Raw genomic sequence first — 18306 nt, forward strand, 5'->3', positions numbered from 1 at the left:
TGTCAAGGGCGGAGCAAAAATGGGCCAGTGAGGCGGCGTAAAAGTAGGCCAGTTGAGGCGTTGAGTGACGGTTGGTTTGAGGCGTGCGCCCGGGAACCAGCGGCTCGTCATAAAGCAAGCGTGTTCCCGGGCGTATTGCCCCTATTGGGGCAATTTCTGGTCAGTGTTTTTGGGTAGTTTTTCGGCTCTGTCCGAGGCGATAGCTTTCGCCATTCATTTCCAGGATGGAGACGTGGTGTGTCAACCGATCAAGCAGTGCACCGGTGAGGCGTTCGGATCCGAAGGTCTCGGTCCACTCCTCGAAGGGCAGATTGCTGGTGATCAGGGTTGATGACCGCTCGTAGCGTTGCGAGACCAGTTCGAACAACAGTTCCGCGCCGGTCTTGCTGAGGGGCACGAAGCCCAACTCGTCGATGATCAGCAGCTTTGGAGCCAGCATCTGTTTCTGCAGGCGCAGGAGACGTTTCTCATCGCGCGCTTCGATCAGTTCATGAACCAATGCTGCGGCTGTGATAAAGCGCACTGGCAGCCCTCTCTGGCATGCTGCCAACCCGAGCCCGAGGGCAATGTGGGTCTTGCCAGTTCCGGACGGGCCCAAGGCTATGACATTCTCACGTCGTTCGATCCAGCCGCAACGCGCCAATTCCAGCACCTGCACCTTGTTGAGCGCCGCGATCGCCTTGAAGTCGAAGCTGTCCAGGCTCTTTGGCGCAGGGAACTTCGCCGCCTTGATCCTGCGCTCCACCATGCGCCGTTCCCGATCGATCAGTTCCAACTCGATCAGGCGGCTCAGATAGGGCACGTGCCCCTTGTTCTCAGCAGCGCATTGTCGGGCCTGCTTCTCATACTCGCGCAACACCGTAGGCAGTTTGAGCTTCTTGAGGTGATCGGCCAGCAGAAGGTCGGAGGCCTCATTCATGATGCCCCCTCCGACAGCAGCGCCATGTAGCTTGAAGCCTTCGTGGTCTGCACTGCTGCACGCGGCAGATAGGGATAGAGCGACAGGTCGAGCCGTGCGGGACGGCATTCCACCTGACACAGCACCAGATGCTTGATTGCGTCAAAGGCGATGGCCCGCTTTTGCAGCGCCACGCGCACCGCCGCACACAAAACTGGAAGCTCAAAGCTCTCCAGGAGCCGTAGAACCTGGGTGAACTCACGTCGCCCCTGTCGGGCCTGACGCGCCTCCATCAAGCGGCGCAAGGTTTGCAGCTCTTCGGGCATCTCCCAATCGGCCAAGGGTGCAGCCTGATCAAGGGCACCGGGCTTTCTCTCCAGAAGCGCAAAGTAATGTACCGGATTGAACACCATCTGTTCCCGCTCGTAGCAACGGGGATGGCGGGCAATGATCTCGCCACCACAGCCGATCTCCACCACATTCACAAAGGCCCGGATCGTCACATCCCGGAAGCCATAGGTGCTGGGCACCGAGTAATCATTAGTCTTGTAGCGCACCAAGGATTGTGAACTGACGCGGCCAGTGGCTTTGGCGCAAGCCTCGTAGGCTGCGCTCGGCAATGGCGACATCGCCGCAAGGTCACCCTGCAAACGCTGGCCAATCGTCTCCGTATGCCCATGCAGAACCGCTGATTGTCGCTTGCGACATTGCTCTTCCAGCCAGGCGTTGAAGCTCTCGATGTCTGCAAACTCCGGCAGTGGCACCATCAAATTGCGCCGCGACCAACCAACCAGACCTTCCACCTTGCCCTTATCGTTGCCCTTGCCTGGGCGGCCATAGCGATCATCAAACAAGTAATGCGACAGCATCTCTGTAAACATCTGCGTCCGACGACGACGGCCATCCGCCTCGATCTTGGCAACAAGACAGCTATCGTTGTCGTAAACCACAGACAGTGGCACCGCGCCAAAAAAGCCAAAGGCGTGAACATGGCCGTCCATCCAGGCCTCTGATGTGGCCGCGTGATAGGCTCGAATGTAACAGGCATCGCTTTGGGGCAGATCGAAAGCAAAGAAGTGAACCTTCTGCTGAATGCCGGCCAAGACAACAACGGCCTCGCCAAAATCCGCCTGCCCATGCCCGGGCGGATGCGCCAGCGGAATGAACATCTCGCGCGCCTTCTGACGGTGGGCCCGAACGTAGTCCTTTACCGTCGTATAACCACCGGTGAACCCTTTCTCCGCACAAAGCCGGTCGTAAATCCGCTTCGCCGTGTGACGCTGCTTCTTCGGGACCTCCAGGTCCTTCAAAAGCCACGCATCGACATAACCCGTGAACCCATCCAGCTTCGGACGGCGCACATCCTTCTCCCGCCGGTAGCCCGGCGGCACCGGAAACGCGCACATCTTGTCAACCGTTCCGCGCGCCAAGCCAAAATCACGTGCTATCGACCGCTTGCTGCGACCCTCATCAAAGTGCGCCCGGCGCACCTGCAAATAAACTTCCACAGTGTAAATCCTCCAGCCCTCCCTGCTCAAACAGTTCAGACAAAAAGTGGACGACTTTTGCGCCGCCCGCACCGGTGAAATACCGGCGCTACTGTGGCCTAATTTTGCACCGCCCTATACCTTTCCGAGTGTCCTATGAACAACCACCCACCTGGTCTGGTAGCGGTCTCAAATTTAGGCCAAAGTGTGTCTTGAGTTTGTTGATCGAAATAAATTACAACGTTGCGACAGAAGATCACATCAAACTGGGTCTTCATAGGCCAGTCTTGAAGCAAGTTTAATGGGTTAAATCTGATCAACTTTCGGGTTTCGGGTATGACTTTCAGGGAGTCCCCAAGAGCTTCGAAGTACTTCTGGACATACTCTTCTGGTGTACCACCGAGATCTGATCGATCATATGATCCAGCGCGCGCTGTTTTGAGCACTTGGGTGTCTATATCACTTGCAAGTATTCTGAAGTCATAGTTGGAAATGTTGGGGAGTTGTTCCGAGAACTCCATTGCCAGCGAGTAGGCTTCGTGTCCTCGTGAACATCCGGCTGACCAAATGCGTACAGGTTTCCCTGATTTCAGTTTTTCCACCAACGGCGGGATCACCTCACCGGAAAGGGTTGCAAAGTGATGAGGTTCACGGAAGAAACTCGTTACATTCGTTGTTAATGCGGAAATGAGCTGACTACGTTCGTCTTGCTGATCAGGATCCTCAATTAGCGAGCAATATTCACTGAAGTTATTGATATGCAGTTTTTTCAACCGTTTGATCAGCCGAGATTCCATCATAGGCGCTTTTTGGGTGGTGAATTGCAAGCCAGCTTCACTTTGAGCGAATGCGGCAATGCGTTCAAATTCCTCAGGAAGCATCTTGATGCGGCCGTTTTCTGTCATCGGCTTCATATGTGTGGTGGCTGTGATCATGCGGCTATGGTCTCGCCTGTGGTTAGAGTGCTCTGAAGATCCAACACTCGGATCATGCGGTCATCTTCGATAATCAAAGCACTTACAAACCGATGCTGGTTATCGGCGGCCATGTCGGGCGGCGTTTGAAGATCTGAACGAGCAATCGTTAGGATGTCAGATACAGCGTCCACCAAAAGCCCCACAGTTTCTCCATTTTGTTGAACAACAATAACGACGGAACGGTCGTTCCCTTCGTCTGGTGGCAGGGCTAATCGCGCGGCAAGATCCACGATTGGGAGTACTGTACCACGCAAGTTAATGACGCCGCGGACATACTCAGGTGCGTGTGGGAGTGGTGTTGCTTCCGTCCAGCCGCGGATTTCACGAACTGACATGATGTCAACGGTGTATTCTTGTGCACCGATCCGAAATGAAAGGTATTCGGTCAAATCTGCTGGGTTGTCTTGGGGTTCGTCGGTCATGCTGTCACTCCGGTTAGTTGCGGGTTTTCGAGGATTTCTCGAGTGCGACCACTGGCGTTTGTAATTACGTCACCTGCATCAAGGATGAGGGCAATCTGGCCGTCTCCTAAGATTGTAGCCGCTGCGATCCCCGATATTGCGCCGTAGCTGTCTTGTAAGCCCTTAATTACAACCTGCCGCTGTTCGACAATTTTGTCGATTACGACGGCAGCCATGCTGTCTTCCTCGGGTGAGATGAGTAAAGCTACACAATCGTCGTAAGATGTTCTGGGGGAGGAAAATCCAAGTTCGACGGCTAGGTCCAGTAGCGGAACAAATTGATCCCGTAGTTGCACTACAGTCGTCGCAGGGCCCATCTCGCGCAGGTTTTCTGAGCTAAGCGTCATCGTTTCAATGATGTTATTCAGCGGCACGACCAATGTTTGGCCGGCGACTTCAATCACCATGCCGTCCTGAACTGCCAAGGTTAGCGGGAGGCTGATAGTGAAAGTTGTTCCTGTACCGCTTTCGGAGGAAATTGATATTCGTCCGCCAAGCGCAGTTATCGCGTTGCGAACCACATCCATACCAACGCCACGACCAGAGAGATTTGAAATCTCTGCGGCAGTCGAAAATCCCGGCAGGAATAGGAGGTTATCGATTTCGGGGTCGGTGAGTTGTGCGCCTTCTGCGATCAATCCCTTTTCTGTCGCTTTGCGAAGTACCACAGGGCGGTTAATGCCGGCGCCGTCATCTGATATTTCGATTAGAACTCGGCCAGATTTGTGGGAAGCCGAAAGTGTTACGGTTCCTTGTTTGGATTTACCATTGGCCAGGCGGTCTTCGCTATCTTCCAGCCCGTGATCCACGGCGTTGCGGATCATATGCGTCAACGGATCTGCCAAGCGCTCGATAACGGTCTTATCTACTTCCGTCGCTTCGCCCAAAGTGACGAAACGAACATCTTTTTTAACAGCTGATGAAGCCTCTCGAATGATGCGACCCATGCGCTGAAATAGCGATTTCACGGGCTGGGCTCGGATTGCCATGACGCTGTCTTGTATGTCACGTGTGAGCTGCATGAACTCGTCTAAACCTGCAGCGACATTTTGATCGCTTCCTATTCCTGCCTCGATCACGCTTTGGCTTAGCATGGCTTGATTGATGACCAATTCTCCAACGAGATTCACCAATCGGTCAACTCGATCTAGCTCGACGCGAACAGTACCCCCAACCTTGGCCGGTTTACTGTTGGCTCCGGCTTTGGCCGCGGGCTTGGATGTCGAGTTAGCGCTAGGTGCACTCTGTGGAACTGGCGGTGCTACAGGCGCGGAAGAGGGCGCAACGGATTTCAATGCAGTTGGAGCTGGGGAAATAGGGGCAGGAGGGCGTTCCGATGTGCTTGGCGCTGGCGCAATATTTTGCTCGCTCTGAAACGCGTCAGTTTCAATAACGAGTTCACATAGATCTTCTACAAAGTCGAAGACCTCTCGCACAGAAGACTCTGCCTGTGAGGTCGATAATTCTATTGTCCACGACAAATAGCTTTCTTCACCCTCGAGTTTATCAATGGGGGGAAGATCATCACATACGCAATTGATCTTGGCAGTACCGAGGCCCGATAGAACCTTGATGAGATGCAGCGGCTCATTGCCTGACGTGAACAACGATGGATCCGGACGAAAGCGGATGGAAAAGGTGTTTATCCCATCGCTAGGTAGATTCCCATCGGCTGATTCAGCAACTGGAGCATTTTCTGGATCGACCGTATCGTTCGTGTTTTGCGATTGGTCTGCAGGGGGCAGTTCAGGTGACGGATCCGGAAAGCCTAAAGGCGCAGGGGGACCGCCGAGCACAGGGAGATCGGGCAGCCCTGTTGATGCTGGCAGGTCCATGGATACGCCCATGGGTTGAAAGTCCGCAGGATCGACTTCATCCTCTTCTTCTGTGACACCGCTCTCACCAAGAAAGGCACGCAGTGTGACAACGCTTCCATCGATGCGCTCTTTTGGTACTTCAGTTTCGTCCCGGCTTGCGACGACGAGGTCGCAAAGAATATCACTTGCATGCAGGAATGTTTTGTAATCGTCAGCTGATGGCGTTTTCTCGCCTGAGCGGACGATATCCATCGATGTTTCAAAGATATGGGCAAAGTCAACGAGAGCGGTGAGGCTGAATGCGCCAGCGCCGCCCTTGATGGAATGGACCGCACGGAACACTTCGTTTATTGTTTCTGGATCGTCGTCGCCTTCCTCAAAACGGTTCAACCCGTCTTGAAGTTGCTCTAGAAGTTCTTCGCACTCCAGAAAGAAGGAGGCTTTGATTTCGGCCATCGGGTCAGACATGACGGACCTCCGTTATCCAGTTACCAGTTCAAGTGCACGCACAAGTTTAGGGGGATCAAAAGGCTTCACAATCCAGCCAGTTGCACCTGCATTTCGCGCTTTGGTTTTTAACGTATCTGCGCTTTCTGTGGTCAGAACCAGAATAGGGATGCCACGGTATTTTTCTTGGCTTCTCACCGCGTCGATAAAACCAAACCCGTCAAGGCGTGGCATGTTGATGTCGGTGATAATTGCATCGGGTTCATCCATTTCTTCGAGGACTTCCAACCCATGTTCGCCATCATTGGCAAGGTGGGTCGTGAAGCCAGCATGGCTGAGTGCAAGGTTGAGCATGTCGCGCATTGTGCGGCTGTCATCTACTGCAAGAATTCTTAGGCTCATTCCAGTCCTCCCTGGACAAGTTCTGTGGTAAGGCCTAGCAGCGCGAGTTGCTGCGTGAAGGCGTCGCCAGATGTAGCGAACGAAAATGTGGTGCCAGATGCTTTATGGGCACGGGCTGCTGCGATGAGCGCTTGTATGCAAAGTGTGCCCAGATGGGTCACGTCGGTTGAATCGATTTCAACATCTTGGCTGCTGGTCTCGCGAAGTTCCGCGATCAGTGGCTTCACTTCTGCGAGGCCCATGCGAGCGGGCAGTTTTAGTATATGAGTGCTGCTCATGCGGCTCTCCGAAAATTGCGGGGTCAATATCGGAACGTCGCCGACATTGTTTGCTAAGATCGGTTTAGGCTAGGGGAGTTAAATTTTACTTACGGAGAACACGGCTTTGGTGGAATTTATGAAATTTCTATTCCTGCGTGATCGAGGTGATGATGTTGCATTCTTGGGAAATCATCTGTTTGGGGTTGTTGTGATTTATGGGTAATTAATTGATATTATTAATAAATAAATGTTCAATCTCAAAAATCTCGACGTCATTGAGACGGTGTTTTGTATCGCAATAAAATCAATCCAAACAAAATTACGTCAGTGCTTAAATTTGGTGAAAATCGAAAAGGTGTCAATGCAAACAATCGCGATGTCGTAGAACGAACATGTTTTGACTGTTCGGATGCGCCAGTATCTGTAAGCTGTTCTCCAATGGAAAATGTAAGCGGCGGACTGAGTTTTCCACACCCAAAAGACTGTCTTGGTCATAAAAGGATGAAATTAGATGCACGTACCAGAGAATAAACTTGCGAAAGATCTACGAGCGGGACAAGTGAATTGCGGCCTGTGGATGGGTGCCGGAAGCCCTACGCTTGCTGAGATCGCCGCGCGTGCAGGGTTTGATTGGTGCCTGATTGATGGGGAACACAACCCGAATTCTGACGATATGGCATTGGGGCAATTGCAAGCCATGGCCGGAGGCGGGGCTGCTGCGGTCATGCGCGTTGCCTCAGCTGAGGATTGGTTGATCAAGCGTGCGCTTGATATCGGGGTGCAAACGCTGGTGGTGCCAATGATTCATAATGCAGAAGATGCGCGCCGGGTGGCTGCGGCCTGTCGCTATCCTGGGTGGTCAGAAGGACAGGGATCGCGCGGAATGGGTGCCTATCAAGCCCGCGCCTCGGGGTACGGGGCTTATGGTAACTACGTGGCTGAGGCGAATGATCAGGTGTTTTGCTTTGTTCAGGCCGAAAGTCGGGAGGCGCTTGAGAATATTGACGAGATCGCCGCAACGCCGGGTGTGGATGGGGTTTTCATTGGCCCTGCCGATCTATCAGCGGATATGGGGCATCCTGGAAACCCAGGCGCGCCTGAAGTACAGGAGGCCATCGCTCATATTTGTAGCCGCGTGCAGGCCGCGGGAAAACCCTTGGGGACGGTGACCTTTGACGTGAATGATACACAGTATTTGATCGATCGGGGGTTCCAATTTATTGGGGTAGGTGGGGATCTCGCATTGTTTGCCAATGCGGCCCGGCAGCTGGCGGAACGGGCGCGGGGCTTTTATCGCTGAGATCCATCAGTCGCGAAACCCACCCAAATGGAATGCTTTGGATAGACGTTTGCCTTCGTGGAATGAACTACATTTGACGGATTGGTGATATAATTTTCGGCAGGGTGATTTTACCTGTCGTGATGGTTTTGTCTCCAACCCCCATCGAACACGGCAACACGAACCTCACTTGGCGCGTGGCAATGCGCTGAACTGTGTCGCGCATTTTGTATGTGTGCGTGAGGGATGCAAGTTCGGGCCGTCTGGCAAGGTTCGCACACTTCCGTCAAAGAAACGTCGCTGTTTCCCTACTGCTAAATGAAAGAGAAGGGGGCATCGCGCAGAATAACCCTTTCCAAGGCATCAAATCCATGTAATAGGGACGCGTCAAACGAGGCAACCAGGGAGAGACCCCCATGGAAATTCGCGAGGCACTTACCTTCGACGATGTTCTACTTGTACCAGCCGCATCTAGTGTGCTGCCGTCGACAGCTGACACCAGTACTTTTGTGACGCCAACCATTCGGTTGAACATCCCCCTGTTGTCCAGTGCGATGGACACAGTAACCGAGGCCCGCATGGCGATTGCCATGGCGCAGGCTGGTGGAATGGGTGTTATTCATAAGAACCTTAATCTCGAAGAACAAGCCCGCGAAGTGCGTCGGGTGAAGCGTTTCGAAAGTGGGATTGTGTTTAATCCAATCACTTTGACGGCGGATCAGACGCTGGCTGATGCGAAGGTATTGCAAGAACGTTACCGCGTCACGGGTTTTCCTGTTGTGGATCATGACGGACGTGTCGTTGGGATCGTGACCAACCGCGATATGCGCTTTGCCTCTGATGATAAAACACCGGTCTCTGTGATGATGACCACCAACAATCTTGCGATGTTGCAGGAACCTGCCGATCTGGATGAGGCAAAAAGCCTGATGCAATCGCGCCGGATCGAAAAGCTGCTTGTCACAGATGGCGAAGGCAAGCTGACGGGTCTGCTGACGTTGAAAGATACGGAACAATTGGTTCTGAACCCACATGCCTGTAAAGATGATCTTGGTCGTTTACGGGTTGCGGCTGCGTCTTCTGTTGGCGACAGCGGGTTTGAGCGCACAGAAGCCCTAATTGATGCCGGTGCAGACATCGTTGTGATCGACACAGCCCATGGTCATTCCGCGGGCGTGATTGAGGCCGTGAAGCGCGCCAAAGCGATTGCGGGCACGACACAAATCCTAGCGGGTAACATTGCTACGGGTGACGCGACACGTGCGTTGATTGACGCTGGTGCTGACGGCATCAAGGTTGGTATTGGACCAGGTTCCATTTGTACCACACGTATGGTTGCAGGCGTCGGCGTTCCTCAGTTGACAGCGATTATGGACGCTGCGAAGGCTGCGCGTGACGCGGGTATTCCGGTGATTGCCGACGGCGGTATCAAATTCTCAGGTGATTTCGCGAAAGCGATTGCCGCGGGTGCATCTTGTGCCATGGTTGGTTCCATGATTGCGGGAACCGATGAAAGCCCCGGCGAAATCATCTTGTATCAAGGTCGTTCCTTTAAGTCTTACCGTGGTATGGGCAGCCTTGGCGCTATGGCGCGTGGATCAGCGGATCGGTATTTTCAAAAAGACGCGGCCAGCGACAAATTGGTGCCTGAAGGCATTGAGGGCCAGGTCGCCTATAAAGGCCCTGCTGGCACGGTTGTCCACCAATTGGTGGGCGGTCTGCGGGCGGCTATGGGCTACACGGGCTGTGCGACGGTTGAAGAAATGCGTAACAACTGTAGTTTCGTGAAAATCACCGGCGCTGGCTTGAAAGAAAGCCACGTGCATGACGTGCAAATCACCCGTGAAGCACCGAATTATCGGGTTGGGTGATTTCTGAGCTATGTAAACTGAATAAAACGGCGCAAGAATTTCTCGCGCCGTTTTTCTGAAAGTAAGTCAGCTGCGATACGACTGGCACGGACCTAAACATCGTCGGTTTTTCAATTCTCAAAGGGTATTCTCGGCCGAACCCCTGTTACGGGGCATGTCCAAGACAGGAAACGTTTTGAAGAACAACATAAGTGTCATCAAAATAAGAGATCTTATCCTGTGCCCCATCTATGTCGGTCTGTGGACAGGTGTAGCCGATTGCTGAGTGAATGAGGTTTGCTCGTTCCTCCTTTGTCGTCACAGGCTTGGCGAAGAAAATTTCGATATCCTCTCGGAAATAATCTGCATGACCTTTAGAACCATCTTCAAAGATAATTGGAATGCCAACCAGTTCCCTGACTGCGCGTAGATGAACTCGCGGCTGTAGAGCTAAATCGTTAGCAAAATAGGGTGTCAGGCGTTCATAGTACCATGCATCGGCATATCCCGCCCGATTTTGCTCAACAGTGCATCCTGCAATGACAAAAACGAATAACAGTATGGCCTTTTTATGCCTCATGAAATCCTCCACAGATCTTATCAAGCTATGTGACCGCAGATTAACCTACTCTGCAAGAGTGGATATCTAAATTCCGCCTATCACCGGTCCGTACAGCCTGAGAGCTGTTAGTGTCGAAAGTTTGTGTTGTTGTTCAGTCGCCCCGCAGCAATCGCGCTTATGAACAACAAGATCGCCGCGACAGCCAAACAAGCGCAGAGGCCTCCGATTTGGTAGCTGACGCCGGATAGAACCGTGCCAAGCAACCGTCCGGCGGCATTGGCCATGTAATAAAACCCAACATCCATAGTCACGCGGGTTTTGTCGGTGAAGGCCAGGATCAAGTAGGAATGCAGCGACGAATTCACAGCAAACAACGCCCCAAATACCAACAATCCAATCACCAGGATAAACGTAAGCCAAGCGGTCGGGGCCGGGGCGAGATAGGCAATGACGGCAAGCACAGCCGGGACACAGGCCAATATCATTGCCCAATGCTGCGCACTTGCGGCCAGGTCATGCAGCTGGCGCGTCTTAGCTTTTAGCAGGCGCGGGGCGTTGGCTTGGACGATGCCATATAGAATGATCCAGATCGCCATGAATGTTCCGACAAGAAAAAACGCCTGACGCGCCCCATCATGGGTGCCGTCGGACAGGGCCGAGTGGAAGTAGATCGGAATGCCAACCACGAACCAAACGTCGCGCGCACCGAACAGGAACACGCGCGCAAAGCTAAGCCAGTTGATGTTGCGGTTCTTGGAAAGCAGTTCGGTGAATTTTGCGTCTTTGCGGCCGGTCGGCAGGCCCGCAGGCATTTTCAGCGCGATCACCAGCAAGATCACCACAAGTACTGCGGCCATGCCCCAGATCGCGGCGTAATAGCCCCAAATCGCCAACAGCCCTGCACCCAAAAGAAAGCCCAGGCCTTTGATCGCGTTTTTTGATCCCGTCAACATTGCGACCCAGCGAAACAGCCCGTCGTTGCTGTCAGGGGCGAGTAGCTTTACCGCGGATTTCGACGACATTTTCGCCAGATCTTTCGCGACACCAGAGGCACCCTGAACCAACATGACGTAAAGCACAGAGACGCTCATGGTCCAGCCTGCGTCAAGTTGCGCCAATGCAATAAGAGCAAGAATTTGGATTAACAGCCCAGCGTAAAGGGTTGAGGCTAATCCAAAACGTGCCGCCAGCCATCCGGCGGAAAGATTGGTGAAAATACCCGCAATTTCGTAGAAGATAAACAAGAACGCCAGCTTGATCGGTGAAAATCCGAGCGTGTGAAAATGCAAAAGCACCAACATGCGCAATGCGCCATCTGACAACATGAATGCCCAATAGGCAGCGGTGACGGCCACATAGGCCGCCATGCCATTTTCGCGCATGCCATCCTTGCCCATATCGGTTGTCATGACTGATGCGTTTCGATCAAAGAGTTCGCAACCATCTCGGCCACATCCACCAAGCGATGGGCGTATCCCCATTCGTTGTCATACCAAGCATATATCTTCAACTGCGTCCCATTTATGACCATGGTAGAGGGCGCATCCACGATGGTTGAGCGCGGATCATTGGTATAGTCAGTGGACACAAGCGGGCGTTCTTCATAGCCAAGGATGCCTTTCAACGCGCCTTCGGATGCCGTTTTGAAGGCGCTGTTGACCTCAGCCTCGGTCACGTCGCGTTGCAATTCAAAGACGATATCGGTCAGAGATGCGTTCAATAAAGGCACGCGAACCGCATGGCCGTTCAACTTGCCGGTCAGTTCAGGGAAAATCTGGGTGATGGCCTTGGCAGACCCAGTTGTGGTCGGGATTAGCGAGTTCAACGCAGAGCGCGCGCGGCGCAGATCTTTTGCTGGGCGATCTACGATGGTTTGGGTGTTGGTCACGTCGTGGATTGTGGTCATTGAGCCATGTTTGATGCCAAAGCTTTCCTGGATGACTTTCACAATGGGCGCCAAACAATTGGTGGTGCAGCTTGCTGCGGTGACGATACGATGCTGTGTCGCATCATAGATGTCGTCATTCACACCCATGACGATATTGGCGGCATCGTCTTCTTTGACCGGCGCTGACACCACGACCTTTTTTACGCCCGCGTCAAAGTAAGGTTGCAGTTTCTCGGCGGTTTTGAAGGCACCGGTGCAATCAATTACAACATCCACACCGTTAAGGGGCAGGGATGCAATATCGCGGGTGCAGGTTACGGGGATAGACGTGCCATCAATTGTAATGGATGTGTCGTCACTGCCAAAATCTGCAGGCCAGCGCCCATGAACCGTGTCAAATTCCAACAAATGCGCATGCATCGCCGGATCACCCACTGCGTCATTGATGAAGGCCAGCTTTGCACCGCGTTCCAGAAGGGGGCGCAATGCCAATTTTCCCATTCGGCCGAGGCCATTGATTGCATAGGTGGTCATCTCGTGTCTCCGTGGTGCATATTTGCTTTTCTACGGCGCATATATCATGAATTAATGATATGACAAGTGATCCGACAATGAAGTTTTTATGACAGGGCGCGTGTTGAAAGAGATATTGAGAGAGGGCATGAAAAAAGGCGCCCAATAAGGCGCCTAAATCAACTGTTAAACGGTGAAGTTACCGTTTATCTGCCCCAAGTCCGCACTTGGCCACAGTCCATGTGAACAAAGTTTGAACTGGAATAACGACCAACACCACCGGCATTGCAGGCTTTTGCCGCATTGAAGATCTGTCTGACAGACCGGTTGGATAGGCGCAAATCGGCGGCCTTGCCCTGCATATGCAGAGAATTACGCGCAACACCGCGAGACCGTGACCGCAGCATAGCGTTGGTGGCAGGGGACCGATAACCTGACAGCATCAAATAAGGTTCATTCACGTCCAATAGGTTATGCGCCGCAGCCATAATATCAATCGTGCGGGTGTCCATATTCGTGGCTTCATCCCGGCGCCAGTCGCGCATGAAATAGTTGATGTCGGTGAGCGCCTCGCGAATATATTCGCCTTCGACCCAGTATACAGTGTCAATGGTTTCGCCAGTGCGACCAGAATGCATCCGGATTTTACGCACGTCACCGCCGCCACGCAGAAGACCTGCAGCTTTAGAGAAGGTAGGGGCTGCCACTGTCGCAGTCGCGGCAAAAGCAGCCAATACGCTGCGCCGAGTGATACCAAAAGTGTTTTCTTTGACCATAGGTCGTTGTCCCGTCGTTTTCTGCCATGCCAAACACGCAAAACCGGTGTGACCGGTATCTACGTTCCATGGCAGTGGATTGGCAGAGTTTCATCTCATCCCCAGATGTATGATCCTTATGCCACAATACGAATCATCCGCCAAGCGAAGATTTAGTTGCAAGCGCCTATCGGCCAAAAACGGCAAATTTCTGCTGAAATGATGTAAGGCCTTAATTTTTCCCCGTAACTTAGTGCTGGATAAACACGTTCTTAGGCGAAACGCAGGCCTACTCAAATGTGATTGGACAGGAGGACTTCCATCGTCAAGAGTTTTCGCGCATATAGCGATGATCTGCGCAAGGGTCTTACAGGGGTTCAGGAATGGCACTTTTACTTAATAAATTTCACGCAATGCGTGCATTCATATTTATGTCTGCTGTCGTATTGCTTGCTGGATTGGGGGCAACGGAAGCGTCCGCCCAAAATACAGCCTTCCGTCAAGCCGTCGCCGAGGCTGCGGCCAGCGATGACGGAATGGCGGAATTCTATCGTACACGTAATTATGAATCAGTTTGGACTGGGCGTTCTGGTCGGGATCGCAGCCGTCGTCGCGCATTTTTGCGTGAACTGGCGAAAGCAGGGGATCATGGTTTGCCTATTGCGCGCTATAACCCTGATGAGATCAAAGCAATGTTGCGTGCTGCGCGTTCGCCGCGGGAACGTGGGTTGGCTGAAGTAAAGCTGGCGCAAATGTATGTTACTTGGGCGACGGATCTTAAATCCGGCGTGGTGCGCAATCCGCAGCGCATTGATGATGGCATTGTCCGTCAGATCGCGCGTCCGACGACGTTGTCCTTGATGAACGCTGTTGTCGAAAGCACGCCCAATGCGTTGTTTCGCAGTTTTGCACCGCGAACCGCAGAATATAATCGCCTGATGGAAGAAAAGACCCGCTTTGAGCGTCTGCTTGCGCAAGGCGGTTGGGGTGCGGTTGTGCCTGCTGGGAAATACGAAGTTGGAACCAGCAATGCTGGCGTTGTTGCTCTGCGTGATCGTTTGGTTGCCATGGGATATCTTCGCCGTTCAAACACGCAAACCTACGATGCATCCATTCAGGCAGCGGTTCAGCAGTTTCAATTGAACCATGGTTTGAACCCTGACGGTGTGGCTGGCGAAGGCACAATTCGTGAGATCAATATCCCTGCGGCGAACCGCCTAAGTTCAATCTTGGTCGCAATGGAACGCGAGCGTTGGTTCAACCAGGATCGTGGCGCACGTCATGTTTTAGTTAATATTCCAGACTTCCAAGCGAAGATCATCGACAACGGCCAAGTCACCTTTGTGACCCGTTCCGTTGTTGGCGCAAATGACAGTGACCGTCGCACACCTGAATTTTCGGATGTGATGGAACATATGGTCATCAATCCCACATGGAATGTGCCGCGTTCAATTGCAGTCAAAGAATATCTGCCAATGATGCAACGCAACCCGGGTGCTGCTGGTCATTTGCGTTTGGTGAACGCGAGCGGACAAACGGTGGATCGCAGTGGTATTGATTTCAATCAGTACACCGAACGGACTTTCCCGTTTAACCTGAAACAACCACCTTCACGCCGCAATGCGTTGGGTCTGGTGAAATTCATGTTCCCGAACCGCTATAATATCTATCTGCATGATACGCCTGCGAAAAATCTGTTCTCACGCGAATCGCGCGCCTTTTCACATGGGTGTATCCGTTTGAATGACCCGTTTGATTTTGCTTATGCTTTGCTTGCGCGTCAGCGCAATGATGCCGAAGCATTCTTCCAGGCGCGTCTTTCACGCGGCACTGAATCGGTTGTTCCTTTGGATCAACCCGTTCCCGTGCACTTGATTTATCGCACAGCTGTTACGCAACCACGTGGCATGATCAACTTTCGCCGTGACATCTATGGCCGTGATGCAAAGATCTGGAACCATCTGTCAAACGCCGGGGTGGTATTGCGCGCGCAACGCGGATAAACCTTTCCCAAAGGGCGGGGGTTCCGCTTTGAGGGAATGATATGCGCCACACAGTACAAGAGATAGCAACAGCGCTGGGGCTTCAGGCCGCCGGCGCTGTTTCGTTTGAGATCACCCATGCCGCCGAACCCGTCGGTGCAGCAAGTGATGCATTGGCCCTTGCCATGAACCCTGATTACGCTGACGGGCTGGCGCAAGGTGATGCACAAGTCGCGATGTTGTGGGAGGGTGCGGATTGGCAAGCGCTTGGGCTTCAGGCCGCTATTTTCGCCCCACGCCCACGCCTTGCGATGTCAGGTCTTACTCAGATGCTGGATGCAGGGCTTGGATTGGATGCAGGTATTCATGCGACCGCTGTGATTGATCCAACTGCTGTGATTGGGGGGGGCGCTTCGATCGGGCCCTTTGTGGTGATCAATGCCGGGGTTGTCATTGGCACAAACGCACGGATCGCCAGCCATGTATCGATTGGTCTAAACTCCCGTATTGGCAATGACTGTCTGATCCACCCTGGTGTGCGCATTGGCAGCAATATCCGCATTGGTGATCGCTTTATCGCCCAAGCCGGTGGCGTGATCGGTGCGGATGGATTTTCCTTTGTGACGCCTGAGAAATCGGGTGTCGAAAAGGCCCGTGAAACCCTTGGAGATCAAGGCGATGTTGCCAATGACGGGCAGGGTCAGGCTTGGACACGGATCCATTCCCTTGGTGGTGTGGAAATCGGCGATGATGTGGAAACCGGTGGCAATGTGACCATTGATTCAGGCACGATTCGTGCAACACGGATCGGTCGGGGCACGAAGCTCGATAATCAAGTGCATCTGGGGCATAATGTGCAGGTGGGCGAAGACTGTTTGCTGTGCGGCCAAGTCGGCATTGCTGGATCTACCAAAATCGGCAACCGTGTGGTGATGGGCGGTCAATGCGGTGCGTCGGATAACATTTTCATTGGTGATGATGTGGTCGCGGGGGGCGCAACCAAGGTGTTTACAAATGTGCCTGCTGGGCGCGTGATCCTGGGGTCACCTGCTGTGAAGATGGAAACGCAGATGGAAATCAACAAAAGCCTACGCCGTTTGCCACGCGCCTTGAAGCAATTGGCTGAGTTGAAAGCTGAATTTAAGGCAAATTTCGGGCCTGATGTTCAAAAATCTGTTTCAAAAAGCGACGAAAATACATAAGTATGCGACTATAGAAATTGAGGTTTATCCGATGTCTGCAAATATCGAAGCGAAAGTTATTGAAATCATTGCCGAGCAAGCTGTGTTGAGCATCGCGGATGTGACATCGACGTCGACGTTGGAAGAACTGGGAATCGACAGCCTCGGCTTGGTGGAAAGTATCTTCGCCATTGAAGAAGCTTTCGATATCCAAGTGCCTTACAACGCAAATGAGCCCAGCGAGAGCGATTTTGATATTTCCTCAGTGGCTTCAATCACCAAAGCTGTTGCCGCCATTGTCCAGGAACAATCTTAACCCATGAAGCGCGTTGTTATCACGGGGCAAGGCACGATAAATTCGCTGGGACGTTCGGTTGCTGAGACTCTTGAGGGGTTTCGCGAGGGACGTTGTGGGATTTCGAATCTCGAATTTCAAGATGTTGACCGTCTGTCGATTAAGATCGGTGGGCAGGTTAAAAATTATGATCCTGAACGCGATTTTAACCGCCAACAAATCGCGCTCTATGATCGTTATACCCAATTTACGATGCTTGCGGCACGCGAAGCCATGGATCAATGCGGCCTGACGTTTTCGGGTGAATTGGCAGAACGTTCTGGTGTTGTTCTTGGCACTGCCGGTGGTGGCATGACGACCCAGGATGAAAACTATCGTTCGGTCTATGAGGATGGGAAAAACCGGGTACATCCCTTTGTTGTTCCAAAGCTTATGAACAACGCCGCCGCCAGTCATGTCAGCATGAAATACAATCTCAAGGGGCCGTCTTTTACCGTGGCCACGGCCTGTGCCAGTTCCAATCATGCCATGGGGCAAGCGTTCCAAATGGTGCGTACCGGCATGTGCGATGTGATGGTGACGGGCGGTTCTGAAAGCATGCTGTGCTTTGGTGGCGTGAAGGCTTGGGAAGGGCTGCGTGTTATGTCACGTGACGCGTGCCGGCCGTTTTCATTGGGTCGCAACGGTATGGTTCAGGGCGAGGGCGCTGGCATATTTGTCTTTGAGGAATATGAACATGCGAAAGCTCGCGGCGCTGAAATATTGGCTGAGGTCGCGGGTTTTGCCATGACCTCTGATGCGTCCGACATTGTGATGCCGTCGAAACAAGGTGCGGCGCGGGCTATTTCCGGCGCGATGCGCGATGCGCGTCTAAACCCGGAAGATGTCTGTTACATCAATGCCCATGGCACGGGGACCGCTGCGAATGACAAAACCGAATGCGCCGCTGTTGCGGATGTGTTTGGGACACATGCGGATCATCTTATGATGTCGTCCACAAAATCCATGCATGGCCATTTGATTGGCGGCACCGGCGCGGTGGAGCTTTTGGCCTGTATCATGGCGCTTCGGGACGGGGTGATTGCTCCAACGATTGGCTATGAAGAACCAGACCCCGAATGCGCGATTGATGTAGTGCCGAATGTGGCGCGGGATGCAAAAGTGAACGTGGTTCTGTCCAACGCGTTTGCCTTTGGCGGTCTCAATGCAGTTCTGGCGCTGCGCAAAGCACCTTAATTGCGCGCAAAAAAAA

General features: G+C 52.9%; 17 protein-coding genes. 6 read left to right on the top strand and 11 right to left on the bottom strand.

Annotated elements, in window-relative coordinates; translation table 11 throughout:
• Positions 1-160: 160 nt before the first annotated feature.
• The 7 genes from istB to RJ38_RS06055 form a co-directional block, all read right to left on the bottom strand.
• Entirely contained in the window at positions 161-919 is a 759-nt protein-coding gene (gene istB, locus RJ38_RS06025; RefSeq protein ID WP_202903862.1) for an IS21-like element helper ATPase IstB, read from the bottom strand.
• On the bottom strand, positions 916-2415 hold the full coding sequence (gene istA / locus RJ38_RS06030; protein ID WP_156121781.1) for an IS21 family transposase: 1500 nt from the start codon (positions 2413-2415) through the stop codon (positions 916-918). The genes istB and istA overlap by 4 nt, the downstream gene beginning before the upstream one ends.
• An 89-nt stretch (positions 2416-2504) precedes the next feature.
• Positions 2505-3320: a CheR family methyltransferase gene (locus RJ38_RS06035; RefSeq protein ID WP_082005656.1), complete on the bottom strand. Its 816-nt coding sequence runs from the start codon at positions 3318-3320 to the stop codon at positions 2505-2507.
• Entirely contained in the window at positions 3317-3784 is a 468-nt protein-coding gene (locus tag RJ38_RS06040; protein ID WP_039017990.1) for a chemotaxis protein CheW, read from the bottom strand. The genes RJ38_RS06035 and RJ38_RS06040 overlap by 4 nt, the downstream gene beginning before the upstream one ends.
• Positions 3781-6108, bottom strand: coding sequence for a chemotaxis protein CheA (locus RJ38_RS06045; RefSeq protein WP_039017991.1), 2328 nt, complete (start codon positions 6106-6108; stop codon positions 3781-3783). Before RJ38_RS06045 ends, RJ38_RS06040 begins: the two co-directional genes overlap by 4 nt.
• Positions 6109-6120: 12 nt before the next feature.
• Positions 6121-6489 carry a response regulator gene (locus RJ38_RS06050; protein WP_039017992.1) on the bottom strand — a complete coding sequence of 123 codons (369 nt, stop codon included), beginning with the start codon at positions 6487-6489 and terminating at the stop codon, positions 6121-6123.
• The gene (locus RJ38_RS06055; protein ID WP_082005657.1) at positions 6486-6767 is read right to left on the bottom strand and encodes an STAS domain-containing protein; all 282 of its coding nucleotides are present in this window, start codon (positions 6765-6767) and stop codon (positions 6486-6488) included. The genes RJ38_RS06050 and RJ38_RS06055 overlap by 4 nt, the downstream gene beginning before the upstream one ends.
• Before the next feature lie 493 nt (positions 6768-7260).
• On the opposite strand from RJ38_RS06055, the gene RJ38_RS06060 reads away from it, so the two are divergent.
• Entirely contained in the window at positions 7261-8049 is a 789-nt protein-coding gene (locus RJ38_RS06060; RefSeq protein ID WP_039017994.1) for an HpcH/HpaI aldolase family protein, read from the top strand.
• Positions 8050-8444: 395 nt separating this feature from the next.
• Positions 8445-9899 carry an IMP dehydrogenase gene (guaB, locus tag RJ38_RS06065; protein WP_039017995.1) on the top strand — a complete coding sequence of 485 codons (1455 nt, stop codon included), beginning with the start codon at positions 8445-8447 and terminating at the stop codon, positions 9897-9899.
• 145 nt (positions 9900-10044) lie between these two features.
• On the opposite strand, the gene RJ38_RS06070 is transcribed toward guaB, so the two are convergent.
• The 4 genes from RJ38_RS06070 to mepK all read right to left on the bottom strand — a co-directional run bounded on the left by RJ38_RS06070 (position 10045) and on the right by mepK (position 13617).
• Positions 10045-10458: a hypothetical protein gene (locus tag RJ38_RS06070; protein WP_039017996.1), complete on the bottom strand. Its 414-nt coding sequence runs from the start codon at positions 10456-10458 to the stop codon at positions 10045-10047.
• A 107-nt stretch (positions 10459-10565) separates the two neighbouring features.
• Positions 10566-11849 (bottom strand): organoarsenical effux MFS transporter ArsJ, encoded by a 1284-nt coding sequence (arsJ, locus tag RJ38_RS06075; protein WP_039017997.1) that lies wholly within the window; start codon positions 11847-11849, stop codon positions 10566-10568.
• Positions 11846-12862: an ArsJ-associated glyceraldehyde-3-phosphate dehydrogenase gene (locus RJ38_RS06080; protein WP_039017998.1), complete on the bottom strand. Its 1017-nt coding sequence runs from the start codon at positions 12860-12862 to the stop codon at positions 11846-11848. The genes arsJ and RJ38_RS06080 overlap by 4 nt, the downstream gene beginning before the upstream one ends.
• Before the next feature lie 185 nt (positions 12863-13047).
• Complete coding sequence (mepK, locus tag RJ38_RS06085) at positions 13048-13617, bottom strand: peptidoglycan L,D-endopeptidase MepK (RefSeq protein WP_039017999.1); 570 nt, start codon at positions 13615-13617, stop codon at positions 13048-13050.
• A 362-nt stretch (positions 13618-13979) separates the two neighbouring features.
• On the opposite strand from mepK, the gene RJ38_RS06090 reads away from it, so the two are divergent.
• From RJ38_RS06090 to RJ38_RS06105, 4 genes are read left to right on the top strand one after another with little or no spacing between them, the layout of a single operon-like run.
• Positions 13980-15599 carry a L,D-transpeptidase family protein gene (locus RJ38_RS06090; RefSeq protein ID WP_039018000.1) on the top strand — a complete coding sequence of 540 codons (1620 nt, stop codon included), beginning with the start codon at positions 13980-13982 and terminating at the stop codon, positions 15597-15599.
• 41 nt (positions 15600-15640) lie between these two features.
• A complete protein-coding gene (lpxD, locus tag RJ38_RS06095; protein ID WP_039018001.1) occupies positions 15641-16780 on the top strand; it encodes a UDP-3-O-(3-hydroxymyristoyl)glucosamine N-acyltransferase in 1140 nt (379 codons plus the stop codon).
• A gap of 31 nt (positions 16781-16811) precedes the next feature.
• The gene (locus RJ38_RS06100) at positions 16812-17075 is read left to right on the top strand and encodes an acyl carrier protein (protein WP_039018002.1); all 264 of its coding nucleotides are present in this window, start codon (positions 16812-16814) and stop codon (positions 17073-17075) included.
• 3 nt (positions 17076-17078) lie between these two features.
• On the top strand, positions 17079-18290 hold the full coding sequence (locus RJ38_RS06105) for a beta-ketoacyl-[acyl-carrier-protein] synthase family protein (RefSeq protein ID WP_039018003.1): 1212 nt from the start codon (positions 17079-17081) through the stop codon (positions 18288-18290).
• Positions 18291-18306: the final 16 nt, after the last annotated feature.

Origin of the sequence: Halocynthiibacter namhaensis (assembly GCF_000812685.1) — a bacterium.
Lineage (GTDB): Bacteria > Pseudomonadota > Alphaproteobacteria > Rhodobacterales > Rhodobacteraceae > Halocynthiibacter > Halocynthiibacter namhaensis.